Annotated in this window: 1 protein-coding gene; it reads right to left on the minus strand. The window is 44.8% G+C overall.

Going from position 1 to position 335, the window contains the following annotated elements; genetic code table 11:
• On the minus strand, positions 1–335 hold a 335-nt coding region (locus tag KIH41_RS18090), incomplete at both ends, for a hypothetical protein (protein ID WP_214163347.1).

Raw genomic sequence — 335 nt, forward strand, 5'->3', positions numbered from 1 at the left:
ATCCTGAACACTAGCCTGCTCATTCCTCCTCTGTAAAGTTAGAAGATTTCCGTTATCATCATAACTATAATCCACATCATAAGCTTTCGGAGTTGAAGTCCTCGTTGCATACCCATTCGCCCCATACTCCCTCAAACTTCTAGCCTCCACAATTCGATGCAATTGGTCATAATTATAAATCATCGCCTGCATAGGATCCTGTTCCAACCCCGGCAGATCCGTATTCATCCAGGCAATGTTTCCATTATACAGCCCTGATGTACCCATCTGCTCATCATACCGATTCCACAGCTTGTCTCTTCCATCACTCGTAACCGCATTGGGATTAATGGGCT

Source organism: Litoribacter ruber (genome assembly GCF_018500185.1).
Lineage (GTDB): Bacteria > Bacteroidota > Bacteroidia > Cytophagales > Cyclobacteriaceae > Litoribacter > Litoribacter ruber.